The 13,292-nt window shown below is 74.1% G+C and carries 10 protein-coding genes; 3 read left to right on the top strand and 7 right to left on the bottom strand.

Annotated features, from left to right (window positions below):
* Positions 1 to 206 precede the first annotated feature (206 nt).
* From OU787_RS18740 to pdxH, 6 genes are all read right to left on the bottom strand, one after another.
* On the bottom strand, positions 207 to 2,831 hold the full coding sequence (locus OU787_RS18740; RefSeq protein WP_268660056.1) for an SAV_2336 N-terminal domain-related protein: 2,625 nt from the start codon (positions 2,829 to 2,831) through the stop codon (positions 207 to 209).
* Positions 2,828 to 3,790, bottom strand: a complete 963-nt coding sequence (locus tag OU787_RS18735; RefSeq protein WP_268660055.1) for an AAA family ATPase — start codon at positions 3,788 to 3,790, stop codon at positions 2,828 to 2,830. Before OU787_RS18735 ends, OU787_RS18740 begins: the two co-directional genes overlap by 4 nt.
* A gap of 44 nt (positions 3,791 to 3,834) precedes the next feature.
* Positions 3,835 to 5,901: a VMAP-C domain-containing protein gene (locus OU787_RS18730; RefSeq protein ID WP_268660054.1), complete on the bottom strand. Its 2,067-nt coding sequence runs from the start codon at positions 5,899 to 5,901 to the stop codon at positions 3,835 to 3,837.
* A gap of 33 nt (positions 5,902 to 5,934) precedes the next feature.
* A complete protein-coding gene (locus OU787_RS18725) occupies positions 5,935 to 6,363 on the bottom strand; it encodes a CU044_2847 family protein (RefSeq protein WP_268660053.1) in 429 nt (142 codons plus the stop codon).
* A 129-nt stretch (positions 6,364 to 6,492) separates the two neighbouring features.
* Entirely contained in the window at positions 6,493 to 6,663 is a 171-nt protein-coding gene (locus OU787_RS18720) for a hypothetical protein (protein ID WP_268660052.1), read from the bottom strand.
* Between the two features lie 161 nt (positions 6,664 to 6,824).
* Positions 6,825 to 7,448, bottom strand: coding sequence for a pyridoxamine 5'-phosphate oxidase (gene pdxH, locus OU787_RS18715; protein ID WP_030458081.1), 624 nt, complete (start codon positions 7,446 to 7,448; stop codon positions 6,825 to 6,827).
* A gap of 418 nt (positions 7,449 to 7,866) precedes the next feature.
* On the opposite strand from pdxH, the gene OU787_RS18710 reads away from it, so the two are divergent.
* The 3 genes from OU787_RS18710 (at position 7,867) to OU787_RS18700 (ending at position 12,453) form a co-directional block, all read left to right on the top strand.
* Complete coding sequence (locus OU787_RS18710) at positions 7,867 to 8,967, top strand: citrate synthase 2 (RefSeq protein ID WP_030458082.1); 1,101 nt, start codon at positions 7,867 to 7,869, stop codon at positions 8,965 to 8,967.
* Between the two features lie 180 nt (positions 8,968 to 9,147).
* Positions 9,148 to 10,272 (top strand): phosphoserine transaminase, encoded by a 1,125-nt coding sequence (serC, locus tag OU787_RS18705; RefSeq protein ID WP_030458083.1) that lies wholly within the window; start codon positions 9,148 to 9,150, stop codon positions 10,270 to 10,272.
* Positions 10,273 to 10,686: 414 nt separating this feature from the next.
* Positions 10,687 to 12,453 (top strand): glycoside hydrolase family 35 protein, encoded by a 1,767-nt coding sequence (locus OU787_RS18700; protein WP_268660051.1) that lies wholly within the window; start codon positions 10,687 to 10,689, stop codon positions 12,451 to 12,453.
* Between the two features lie 244 nt (positions 12,454 to 12,697).
* On the opposite strand, the gene thpR is transcribed toward OU787_RS18700, so the two are convergent.
* A complete protein-coding gene (gene thpR / locus OU787_RS18695) occupies positions 12,698 to 13,258 on the bottom strand; it encodes an RNA 2',3'-cyclic phosphodiesterase (protein WP_268660050.1) in 561 nt (186 codons plus the stop codon).
* Positions 13,259 to 13,292: the final 34 nt, after the last annotated feature.

Raw genomic sequence — 13,292 nt, 5'->3', positions numbered from 1 at the left:
CCGCAGCCAAGCGGCCAACTCAAAAGCATAGCCCTCGCGCGTTCCCCACGGCACCCAATCGAAAACCTGTCACGTGCGGCTTCCCCCCTTCCACCGAAAGGAAGTTGACGGCTAGTCGGCAATTCAGCAATCACCCTTGTGGCGGTACCTTCGTTCGACCGGCCGTGTTAGCGAGGATCGAACTGGCGGGCCGTCCGGAGCCGGGTTCAACCACTCCGCTCCAACTCCTCCAGCTCCTCCAGCGCCGACCGGGCGGCCCGCGCGTACAGGTTCCCGGCCCCGAGCAGACCCTCGATCTCGGGCAGCAGTTCGCGCAGCTGCCGCGACCCGGCCGGCAGGTCGCCCGCCATCGCTGTCCAGTAGGCGTGCTCGGCGCGGGTGGCCAGGAACTCGCCGTGGTCCGGGGGGACCCACCGGCTGAGGTCCACGAGCAGCTCCCGCAGCAGCCGAACCGCACCCTCCACGTCGCCCAGTTCGCCGGTCGCGACGGCCATCCGGCGGCGGTGGGCGTACAACGACGGGTGGCTCGGCCCGAAACCTTCGGTGAGGCGCGGGAGCAGCGGTGCGATCCGCCGCACCGCCTCGCCGGGGTCACCGGTCACCACGGCGCCCCAGTGGGCGATCTCCGCCTCGGTGACCAGGGACAGCAGCTCGTCCGGGCCGAGCACCCGCCGCAGGTCCGGCAGCAGCGCCCGCCACAGCTCCAGCGCCTCGGCGGGATGGCCGGTCAGCCCGGTGTGAGAAGCGATGTTGGCCCGGGTCCGCAGGGTCTCCCGGTGTTCCGCACCGAGCGTCGTGAGCTGCCGGGGCAGCAGATCGCGGTACCGCTCCAGCGCCTTCTCCGACTCACCGCCGTACGACAGCCAGAAAGCCCACTGGTGTCGGGAGTAGAGGCAGTCCGGGTGCTCGGGCCCGAACAGCCGCTCCTGCTCGGGCAGCACCTCCCGGTAGCCGGCCACCGCACCCACCGGATCGCCCGACCGGCCAGTCCAGTGCGCGGCGCCGACCCGCAGCGCCAGCACCCGCGGGTGGTCCGCGCCGAGCCGGGCCGTGCACTCGGCGAGCAGTTCCCGGGTCAGCCGCAGCGCGGTCTGCGGGGAGCCCGCCTCGCCGATCCACCCGGCCAGGTCGTAGCGGCCTCCGAGCACCGCAGGGTGGCCCGGGCCGAGGGTGTTCAGGAGTTCCTCCAGCACCTGCTCGCCGCGCTCGACCGCCCGCTGCCACTGCCGGGCCGCGACGAGTTCGGCCAGCGCCTGGTCGGCGGCGGCGAGCGTACCGATCTCCACGTCCTCGATCGCTCCTCCAGCCGCCGCGACCGGCGCGAAGTGCCGGAACAGCGGGGTGTCGGAGCCCGCGAAGGCGGTCGCCCCGGGCGGCAGCGCCAGGGTGCCGGCCGTGGCGGCCCGCAGCACCGGCACGTACCGGCTGGTCTGCCCACCGTCCCGCAGCAGGCCGGTGACCAGCGCGGCAGTGCCGATCGCGGCCCGGGCGGGCAGCGTCTCCAGCATCAGCTCGCGCAGCCCCGGCCGGAAGTCGTAGCGCTCCGGGCCCACCGGCCCGGGCTCGCGCCGCAGCAGCCCGCCGAGCAGCACCTCGGCCAACTGCGCGGGACTGCTCCGGCCGCGCAGCACCGCGCGCTGCACCAGCCGCATCACCGGCAGGGTGAGCGGGCGGACCGCTGCCAGGTGCGAGGCCAGCAGGAACGCCTCCGGCGAGGCTGCGGCGCGGAACCCGGCCAGCCGGGAGCGCATGTCGAGCGCCGGGACACCGGGCGCCGGAGCGGCCGGAACCCCGACCGGGCCGGGCACCTCGGCCGCCCGGACCGCCAGTTCGCCCCCGTCCGCCAGGAAGGACGCCCAGCCCGCGAGTGCGGCCGGGCTCAGTTCCAGCACCGGCACGGGCAGCCCGTCGAACGGGGCCAGGCCGGCTGGCAGCAGCGGATCGATCACCCGCCAGGACGCATTGGGCCCGCCCGGTACGACCGCCCGCAGGACCTTGGCCTCGGTGCGCAGCCCAGCGCCCGCCCACAACCGCTGCGGCAGCGGCTGGAGGACGGCAGTCGGACAGTGCCTGGCCCAGTCGGCCAGCAGTCGCCCCACCCCACCGCCGCGCCAGTGCGCGCCGACGGTATCCGACAGGACCAGCACCAGACCGCGGTCGCCCGACGGGCGGACCGCGGCGGACGGCACGGTGGGCGCGTCGGCCGCGAACGGGCGGGAGCGCAGCCGCGGGCTGTCCGGGTGCCGACTGTCCAGGCCGTGGCAGCGCAGCCGCCGGAACGCCCCTGACCTGGCCAGCACCGCCCGCAGTTCGGCGGCGAGTTCGCGCCACAGCTGCATGGACAGGCCGTCGTCGACGACCAGGACGAGTTCGTGGCGGCGTTCCGGGCGCGGGCGCAGCACCGGGTCGAGCAGTCCGGTCTCGGCGGCCAGGTCGGCGGTGGCCCGCTCGTCCAGGTCGCCGTCCCGGCGGGAGAGCTCCGTGCGGCGCAGCGGCCGCAGGGCCCGGATGAGTGCGGCGTGGCCGGGCAGGGCCTGGCCGTCGGGCACCAGGACCGGCAACGCGGCGGTCCCGTCGGGGGCCCCGCCGGCCGAGGTGTAGACGTCGGTGCCCCGGTAGGGCGCGGGCGGCAGCGGGTTCGGGTCGGTGTCGGCGGCCCGGGGTTCTGAGCGGTCGGACATTCCGGTCGCAGGTTCCGGTCCGTCGGCCGGACCGGCTGGGGGCAGGCGGTCGGCGAGCCAGACCGCCTCAGCGAGTTCACGAGCCGTCAGATCGGTTCCGGCGGCGGCCAGGGCCTGCTGCAGCAGTTCCAGCGGCCGCGCGCCGGTCACTGCGGTTGTCCGGCGTCGATCGAGCGCAGCACCTCGTCGAGCAGGCGGTCGTCGGGACCGGTCCCGGACAGCAGGTGGACGGCGTTGAGGAGTTGGTCGGTGGCGAGGACGGCCTGACCGGTGTCGCGGCGGGCCAGGAAGCGCTCGATCAGTGCCTCGGTGTGCGGGCCGCCGTCGCCCAGGTGGGCGCGGACGATCTCGCGCAGTTGGTCGCCGGTCGGCGGCTTGAGGTCGAGGCGCAGGCAACGGCGCAGGAAGGCGGGCGGGAAGTCGCGTTCGCCGTTGCTGGTGAGGACGACGACCGGGAACTCGGCGCAGCGGACCAGCCCGTGCCGGATGGTGTGGCGTCCGCCGCCGCCCTCGACCATCACGTCGACCTCGGGGCGGCGTTCGCCGAGCCGGGCCAGTTCCGGAATCCGGAACTGGCCCTCCTCCAGGACGACCAGCAGGTCGTTGGGCAGGTCGGTGTCGCCCTTGTCGAGTTCGTCGACCAGCAGAACCCGCGGACGGTCGGGTCGACTGGTGGCCAACGCCGTTCCGAGCGGGCCGAGTTGAAGGTATCCCCCGATGTCGGACTCGACGTCGGGCGCGGCCGCTCCGCCGAGTCCGGCGTCCCGGAGCCGGCCGACCGCGTCGTAGCGGTAGAGGCCGTCGGCGAGCACGGTACGGCTGTTGACGTCCCAGCGGAGCGGTTCACCGAGGCCGAGTTCGTGGGCGATGGAGTAGGCCAGCGAGGACTTGCCGGTGCCGGGCGGGCCGGTGACCAGCAGGGGACGGCGCAGGTGCAGCGCGGCGTTGACGATCCGCACGTCGTCGGGGGCGATCCGGTAAGTGCGGGCGCGCCGTTCGAGCCCCTGGGCGGGGAAGCGGCGCCACGGTGGCGGCTCGGGCATCGACGGGACGGGGTGCGGTTCCCCGTCGCCGCGGTACAGCTGCCAGTCGCTCGGTCCGTCGGTCACTGCGGGAGACGTCCTTCCGTAGGGTCGGCCTCGGGCCGGTGGGGTCAGGCGGGGTCGGCGAGGGGCAGCGCCGCGGGTATGCCGTCGGGGCCGTCGTAGACCAGGGCCAAGTGCCGGCCCAGGGCGTCGTCGTCCTGCCCGACCCTGGTCCGGTACACCATCCGGGGCAGTTGGGCGGGGGTGAGCCCGTCGGTGAGCGCGCGCAAGCGAGCGGGGGCGTCGCGGGCGGCGGCGGGCCGGGCCCACACCACGCCGGGCACGCCGACCGCCATGGCTATCGCGCGCAGCACGTCGGCGTCGGCGGGCGGACAGCACAGGGTGACGCCGCCGATCGGACGGGGGCGACCGCGTTCCTGGACGGCCGGGTCGCGGCGGTCCAGGGCCAGCACCTGGGCGCTGTGCCGGGTCTGCCAGCGGTAGCGCAGTTCGGGCAGGTACTCGGGGCGGCGCAGTTCGGGGCAGCGCAGCACGACCATGAAGTCCTCGCCGAGCACACCGGGGAACAACGGATCAGGGCGGTGCACCCACTGGTCGACGTCGAGGTTGAGCTCGTCCCGGGGGACGAAGAACTCGATCCGGGGGAGCGCGCCGGCCGGACTCTCCCGGGCGGTCCTGGCCAACAGGTCGGCGAGTTGGGCCAGCAGGTCCTCGCGGGCGGCCGGGGCATCCTGGGTACTACGGTGGAAAACCGTGCCGTCGGCGGCGGCGGCCTCCAGGGTCCAGCCGAACAGCCCGGTGCGGCCGGACCTCCAGAGCTGCACCTGCACCAGGGGCGCTCCGTCGCCGTCCTGGCTGCGGGCCGCGGCGGCCTCGGCGGCCTGGGCGCGGTGCTCGACCAGTCCGGCGGCCACGCCGAGCCGTTCGGCTACGGCATCGGACCAGGCCCGCAGGGCGGTGCCGAGGGCTGGCGGGTCAGCGTCCTGGGCGGCGAACTCGACGGTGCGCAGCAGGGCCGGGACCCGGCCCTGGCGGGACCGGTGGCCTTCCAGGAAGCCGACCAGCGCAGGCCAGTCGGCATCATCGGGGAGCGGCAGCAGCGGCAGGGCGCGGGCGGCCACACCACCCGGGCGGTCGGGCCGGTGCGCGAGCAGGGCGAGCAGCTCGCGGTGCTCGGCCGCGGTGAGCAGTTCGTCAGGGGCCGCGTACACGGCCTCGGTCTGCAGGTCGAGGCGCTGCCGGGGGGTGGCTGCGAGGTCGGCGAGCAGAGCCAGCAGGGTGGCGGTCCCGTGGTCGGCGGTGAGCGCAGTGTGGGCGAACCATTCGGGCGGGGCGTCGTCGGGGGGCTGGGCGGCGCCGAGTTCACGGGCCAACTGCCGAGCGGGGCCGACCCGGTGGGCAGCATCAGGCAGGGTGCGGCGAACGGCGTCGACGAGTTGCGGCCAGGCCTGGACGGGTTCGCCGGCCGGGGCGGAGCCGGTCGCGTCGGTGTCGGCAAGTTGCGGGAAGTGCCCGACGATCACCCGGGTGGGGATGGCGAAGGCCCGACGGTCGCGGCGGCCGACCACCAGGCCGACCATCCGGCGCTGCTCCCGGTCCCACAGCGGGGAACCGCTGTACCCCTCGACCAGGCCCTGGGCGGAACCGGGGGTGTCCAGGACCAGCCAGTGGTCGGTGACGCCCTGGACGGTGACAGCGGCGACGGTGCTGGCGTTTCCACTGCCGAACCAGGCGAACGCGGACGGTCCGATCCGGTGGTGGCCGAGCGGCACCGGCCGGGCGGGTTCGGGCAGCGGCCCGAGCAGCGCGAGCAGGGCCAGGTCGGCGGTCCACTCCCGGTCGTCGGCGCGGGCCGGCCGGCCGGTGCCGTGGCCGGGTGGCAGCCAGTGTTCCAGGGCGGCCCGCCAACGCCGCCCGGGTGCCAGGTTGGGCAGGCCGAACTGCAGGCCATCGACTGCGCCGTCGCGCTCGCCGGGCCCGCTCTGTTCGTGCGGGTGACGGTCGAGGGCCTGGTTGACGACGTGGGCGCAGGTCAGCACCCGCCCGCCGGGCAGCAGCAGCCCGCCGCCGAAGGCCCGCGGGTCGCCTTCCCGGTAGACGGAGACGTGGACGGCCTTGGCCGCCGCGTCCAGGTCCTCCCCCGGCTGCGGCCCGGGCTGCCACCGGGTGTCCACTGCTTGTCCCAAAACCGTCCCCGCTGCCCGGTCTCAGTGCGTTTCCGCGGCGACCCGAGGTTCCGCCTCGACGTCGGCCTGGGCCGGAATCCGAGCATCCTGGCCAAGCCGCCACTTGGCCCGGACGACGAGCGCCGCCTCGGCCCCGGCCGCGACGATGCCCAGGCGGAGGTCCTTGGAAAGTTTGACGCCGAACTCGACCTCCACTTCATCGGGCGGGCGGACGGCGGAACGGACCCCCTCGTGCACCAGGTCGAGCATGCCTCCGAGCGGCCGGAGGGCGTCCCGGAGCGCTTCCCCGGTGGTACTGGCGGCGTCCCGGAACCGGCCCACCGCGACCAGCTCACCGCTGCCGTCGGGCAGGTCGGGGTCACTCGATGCCCGGTCGGCCGGTCGCAGTTCGGAGAGCTCAAGCAGAACGGATGTGCCATCAGCCAGTGTCACGTCGGTGAATGCCGTCATGCCGTCACTCTGGCACCGCGGGAATGACAGTGTCTGCCTCAACCCGCCATCCGAGGAACATTTTTCGGCCAACCTGCGACAACGATATGACTCCCCGTCACCTCTGCCGGTAGCGCCCGCTCCGCCGGTTCAGATGGCGGAGAAGAAGGCCGCCACGGGCACCTGCCCGAGTTCACCGCCGGGGAGCACCCGCCGCAGTCCGGCGACCAGTTCCTCGCGGTCGAGCCCGGCCAAGGCCGTCAACGAGGGAGCGGGCCCCTCAGGTCGCACACTGTCGTCGGGCTCGGCTTCGGCAGCCATGGCGACTCGCCTTTCTGCACCCGCGGGCGCGAGACGGACCCCGGCTTCCGACGCCGGGGATTCACCCGTCTTCGAGCATCGCCCACCCCGCCCGCTCCCAACAGCCCTCGGCGCCGATTTTCGGCCCGAATCACCTGCCCGGGACGGAGATTGACGGTCCGTCACGGGCAGAGCCGCTCCACCTGCCAACCTTCCTCGGAGGCGACGAAGCGCAGGCGGTCGTGCAGCCGGTTCTCCCGGCCCTGCCAGAACTCGACGGAGCGCGGGACGACCCGGTAGCCGCCCCAGAACGGCGGGACCGGAACGCCCTCGCCCTCCGGGTACCTGGCGGCCAGGTCGGCGTAGCGCCGCTCCAGCACCGCGCGATCCGCGACCGGGCTGGACTGCTCGCTGGCCCAGGCGCCGAGCTGGGAGCCGTGCGGGCGGGTGCGGAAGTAGGCGGCGGTCTCGTCCCGGCCGACCTTCTCCACCCGGCCGGCCACGATCACTTGGCGGGCCAGCGTGATCCACGGGAAGAGCAGCGCCGCGTTCGGGTTGGCGGCCAGGTCGGTGCCCTTGCGGGAGCCGTAGTTGGTGAAGAAGACGAAGCCGCGCCGGTCGTAGCCCTTGAGCAGGACGGTGCGCGCGGAGGGCACCCCGTGGGCGTCGGCGGTGGAGAGCACCATCGCGTTGGGCTCGGCCACCCCCGCCTCGCCCGCCTCGTGGAACCAGCGGCCGAACTGCTGGTAGGGGTCGTCGGCGAGCTGCTCCTCGGCCAGCCCCGCGTGCCGGTAGTGCTCGCGCATCGCGGACAGGTCAGGCCGGGGGAGCTCCCCGGCGGGCTCGACGGGCAGGGACGGGGCGCTCGGCTCGGCGTTCGGGTGGCGTTCCGCGGTAGGCACGTCCCCATCATCCCGTACGACAAGCGCCGGGCGCCGCTACGTCCGGGGAAACGGCTGGGGATAGGGTGGCTCGCCACCGCTTCACCACCCACTGCGCGGGAATTCGTCCGGCTGTCGCCCGGGACGTCCCGAAAAATCCGCCGAGGACGCCGGAGACGACAGGGGTTCGAGCGGACCTCGGGGGAAACATCACCGTCGTGGTGTATGGCGCAATGCACTCCGTGCCTGACAATCTGACACCGAGTGCCAATCACCATCGGCCACCGGCGTGCCGCCCCACCACGGCCGCGTGCCGCACCGGATCACTGAAGGAGCCGTTCTGATGTCGGATTTCGTACCCGGCCTTGAGGGTGTAGTCGCCTTCGAGAGCGAGATCGCCGAACCCGACCGCGAGGGCGGGGCGCTGCGCTACCGCGGGGTGGACATCGAGGACCTGGTCGGCCAGGTCTCCTTCGGGCACGTCTGGGGCCTGCTGGTGGACGGCAAGTTCGCCCCCGGCCTGCCGGCCGCCGAGCCGTTCCCGATCCCGGTCCACTCCGGCGACATCCGGGTCGACGTGCAGTCCGCCCTCGCCATGCTCGCCCCGGTCTGGGGCCTCAAGCCGCTGCTGGACATCTCCGCCGAGCAGGCCCGCGACGACCTCGCCCGGGCCGCCGTGATGGCGCTGTCGTACGTGGCCCAGTCGGCCCGCGGCCAGGGCCGGCCGATGGTGCCGCAGCGCGAGATCGACAAGGCCGAGACCATCGTCGAGCGGTTCATGATCCGCTGGCGCGGCGAGCCGGACCCGAAGCACGTCAAGGCCGTCGACGCGTACTGGACCTCGGCCGCCGAGCACGGCATGAACGCCTCCACCTTCACCGCCCGGGTGATCGCCTCCACCGGCGCGGACGTGGCGGCGGCGCTGTCCGGCGCGGTCGGCGCGATGTCCGGCCCGCTGCACGGCGGCGCGCCGTCCCGCGTGCTCGGCATGATCGAGGAGATCGAGCGCACCGGCGACGCGGCCGGCTACGTGAAGAACGCCCTGGACAAGGGCGAGCGCCTGATGGGCTTCGGCCACCGGGTCTACCGCGCCGAGGACCCGCGCGCCCGGGTGCTGCGCCGCACCGCCAAGGAGCTCGGCGCGCCGCGCTTCGAGATCGCCGAGGCGCTGGAGAAGGCCGCCCTGGAGGAGCTGCACAACCGCCGCCCCGACCGCGTGCTGGCCACCAACGTCGAGTTCTGGGCCGCCATCATGCTGGACTTCGCCGAGGTCCCGGCGCACATGTTCACCTCGATGTTCACCTGCGCCCGCACGGCCGGCTGGTCGGCGCACATCCTGGAGCAGAAGCGCACCGGCCGGCTGGTCCGCCCGGCCGCCCGCTACATCGGCCCGGGCTCGCGCGGGCCGCAGGAGATCGAGGGCTGGGACCAGATCGCCGGCTGACCCACTTCCGGGTGAAAAGCTGACCGGCCGTCAGCACCGGCACGGCCGCCACCGGGCGCGTGCACACCCCCTGACCAGGGGTCACGCGCCCCGGTGCGGGCTGTCCGGGGCGGCCAAGATCACGTCTCACCGACCGGACGGGCGTACCGCCGCCGCAGCGCCGGGCGATAGGCTGCGGCCGTGGCTCAGATTCAGATCCCCGCCGACAATCTGCCCAACGACGGCCGCTTCGGCTGCGGCCCCTCCAAGGTGCGCCCCGAGGCCCTGAGTGCCCTCGCCGCCACCGGAACCTCCCTGCTGGGCACCTCCCACCGCCAGGCCCCGGTCAAGAACATCGTCAAGCGCGTCCGCCAGGGCGTCGCCGAGCTGTTCTCGCTGCCGGAGGGCTACGAGGTCGTGCTCGGCAACGGCGGCTCCACCGCGTTCTGGGACATCGCCGCGTTCGGCCTGGTGCGCGAGAAGTCGCAGCACCTGGACTTCGGCGAGTTCTCCTCCAAGTTCGCCTCCTCCGTGAAGGCCGCCCCGTGGCTGGCCGAGCCGACGGTGATCAAGACCGCCCCGGGCACCCACCCGCTGCCGGTCGCCGAGGCGGGTGTGGACGTCTACGGCCTCACCCACAACGAGACCTCCACCGGTGTCGCCATGCCGATCCGCCGCCCCGAGGGCGCGGACGCCGGCTCGCTGGTCCTGGTCGACGCCACCTCCGGCGCCGGCGGCCTGCCGGTCGACATCCGCGAGACGGACGTCTACTACTTCGGCCCGCAGAAGTGCCTCGCCGCCGAGGGCGGCATCTGGCTGGCCGCCTTCTCGCCGGCCGCGCTGGAGCGCGCCGCGGAGATCGCCGGCTCCGGCCGGTACATCCCGCCGTTCTTCGACCTGCCGACCGCGATCGACAACTCCTCGAAGGACCAGACGTACAACACCCCGGCCATCTCCACCCTCTTCCTGCTGGCCGACCAGCTGGAGTGGCTGAACGGCCAGGGCGGCCTGGACTGGGCGGTGGCCCGCACCGCGGAGTCCTCCTCGATCCTGTACTCGTGGGCCGAGAAGTCCTCCTTCGCGCAGCCCTTCGTGGCCAAGCCGGAGGAGCGCTCGCAGGTCGTCGGCACCATCGACTTCGACGACGCGGTGGACGCCGCCGCGATCGCCAAGGCACTGCGTGCCAACGGCATCGTCGACACCGAGCCGTACCGCAAGCTGGGCCGCAACCAGCTGCGCGTCGCCATGTTCCCGGCGATCGACCCGGCGGACGTCGAGAAGCTCACCGGCGCCATCGACTACGTGGTCGAGCACCTGAACGACTGATCCACCGCGCCTTCCCCGGAGGCCCCGGTCCGCTCGCGCGGGCCGGGGCCTTCCGCGTTCCCGCCCGACGGGGCCGACGGGGCCTCAGTCCGCGTCCGGGCCGAACCGGTCGAGGATGCGGATGCTCCTGCCCGGCCTCGCCGCCCCCGGCACGATCGGCCGGCTGCGCACCACCCCGCCGCCGCCGGACGGGGCCGCCGCCGCTACTTCTGCACGATCGCGCTGATGATCACCACGACCAGCAGCAGGACGAACGCGCCGGTGACGATCCGCATACGAGTCTTCGGGTCCACCCTCCGAGGGTAATCGGTCGAACGCCCCGCCCCGCACACAGGGCGCTCGTCCCGACCGCCTCCCCCGCCCGCCGTGCATGTCCCCGGGGCTGACACCCGCACCGTTGGGCAGGCTAGGGACATGCTCACCTACGACTCGAACGGCTTCCGCCTCGACGGCCGACCGCTGCGCATCCTGTCCGGTGCGGTGCACTACTTCCGCAGCCGCCCCGAGCAGTGGCCCGACCGGCTGGCCGCGGTGCGCGCGATGGGGCTGAACACCGTCGAGACGTACGTGCCGTGGAACCTGCACGAACCCGCGCCCGGCCGCTTCACCCGGCTCGACGAACTCGGCGCGTTCCTCGACGAGGCGCACCGCCAGGGCCTGTGGACGATCGTCCGCCCCGGCCCGTACATCTGCGCCGAGTGGGACAACGGCGGCCTGCCCGGCTGGCTCACCGCCCGGGTCGGCCGCCGGGCCCGCACCGGCGACCCGGACTTCCTCGCCGCCGTCGACGCGTTCTTCGACGCCCTGCTGCCCCAGGTGGTGGAGCGCCAGTGGGGCCGGCCCGGCGGCACCGTGCTGATGGTGCAGGTCGAGAACGAGTACGGGGCCCACGGCAGCGACGCCGACTACCTCGCCCACCTGGCCCGCGGACTGCGCGAACGCGGGATCACCGTCCCGCTGTTCACCTCCGACGGCCCCGAGGACCACATGCTCGCGGCCGGCACCGTCCCCGGCGTGCTGGCCACCGTCAACTTCGGCTCCGACCCCGAAGGCGCCTTCGCCGCGCTGCGCCGCCACCGCCCCGAGGACCCGCCGTTCTGCATGGAGTACTGGAACGGCTGGTTCGACCACTGGGGCGGGCCGCACCACACCCGGGACGCCGGCGACGCCGCCGACACCCTGCGCCGCATCCTCGCCGCCGGCGGCTCCGTCAACCTCTACATGGCCCACGGCGGCACCAACTTCGGCACCACCGCCGGCGCCAACCACGCCGACCCGCCGTTCAACTCCACCGACTGGACGCACTCCCCCTACCAGCCGATCACCACCTCCTACGACTACGACGCCCCGCTCGACGAACGCGGCCTGCCCACCGCCAAGTTCGACGCCTTCCGGCAGGTCATCGCCGACTTCGCCGCCGAACACCCCGAACTCGCCCGGTACCTGGACCACCGCGAACCCCGACTCCCCGCCCCGGCACCCGTCCTGGACGCCCGCGAGGTCCTCCTCGACGAGTGCGCCGAGCTGCCGTTCGGGCCCGCCGTGCACTCCCCCGTACCGCCGCTGTTCGAGGAACTCGGCCTGGAGCACGGCCTGGTCCGCTACACCACCACGGTGCCCGACCGCAGCCCCGACCTCCCGCTCACCGTCGAAGGGCTCCACGACCGGGCCACCCTCCACCTCGACGGCAAACCCGCCGCCACCCTCGAACGCGGCGTCGCCCCCGAACCCGTCACCGCCGGCGGCGGCACCCGGATCCGGCTCCTGGTCGAATCGCTCGGCCGGGTCAACTACGGGCCGCAGGTCGGCGAGACCAAGGGCCTCACCGGCGTCCGCCACGAACGCCAGTACCTGCACGGCTGGCAGGCCGAACCCCTCCCCCTCGACCCGCTCCCCACCCCCGCCTGGACCCCCGGCACCCCCGCCCCGGAACTCCTCGCCCGCGGCACCCTCCACCTCGACGCCCCCGGCGACACCTTCCTCACCGTCCCCGAGGGCGAACACGGCTACCTCTGGGTCAACGACTTCCTCCTCGGCCGCTACGACACCCGCGGCCCCCAGCACACCCTCTACTGCCCCTGGCCCCTCCTCCACCCCGGCCCCAACACCCTCACCCTCCTGGAACTCGGCCCCACCGCCCCGTCCCGCATCCACCTCCACCCGTCCCCCGACCTCGGCTGACCGCACCAACACGCGGGGAGAACGACCTGCGAAAGCAGGGGCGCGGGGAACTGCTGCGCCAGACATTGCGAAAGCAGGGGCGCGGGGAACTGCGCGGCCAACCGAGCACCCACAGCCAGATCGCCCCGCAGGACAGCCACTTGCACTATCCCGCGACCGCACCGACGTGCGACTCCCGCTGCGCGCAGTTCCCCGCGCCCCCGGTTCCGCACCGTCCCGCTCACGCAGCAGCAGTCCCCCACGTTCACGTGCCGAGCGGCCAGCCCTCCACCGCCGTGTAGCGGGCCGACCCGTAGCCCGTCTCGCTGCGCATCAGCTGGATCCGCCCGGCCGGCCATTCGGTGCCACGGAACTCCCGCAGCGCGCCGGCCATCGCCCGCAGGCCGCCCGGGCCGCCCGGGCCGCGGCGGCGGGTGGTGCCGGCCCGGGCGAGGGTCAGGTGCGGGTGGAAGCCGTGCTCCTCGTCGGTGGCGCCGAGCGCGTGCTGCACGGCGGCGGCCAGCTCGCGCAGGGCCCGGACGTCCCCCTCGACGCCCGCCCACAGGGCCCGTTGGCCGAAGGTGCCGCCGCCGGCCAGTCGCAGCCGGTGGGCCGGGTGCTCGCCCGCGACCCGGGCCAGCGCGTGTTCGAGCGCGGGCACCTCGTCGGCCGGTACTTCGCCGAGGAACGCCAGGGTGAGGTGCCACCCGGCGGGTTCGGTCCAGCGCAGCCCGCCCGCCCCGGGGAGTTCGCGCAGCGGCGCGGCGGCGTCGGTGAGTTCGAGCTTGGCGAGGGGCGGAGGGTTCACCGCGACGAAGAGCCTCATCCCGTCATCCTGCCGCACCGCCCCGGTCCTGCCA

The organism is Kitasatospora sp. YST-16 (assembly GCF_026802215.1).
Taxonomy (GTDB): domain Bacteria; phylum Actinomycetota; class Actinomycetes; order Streptomycetales; family Streptomycetaceae; genus Kitasatospora; species Kitasatospora cineracea.
The sequence above is the reverse complement of the archived record's forward strand: the minus strand, read 5'-3'. Positions and strand labels throughout refer to the sequence as shown.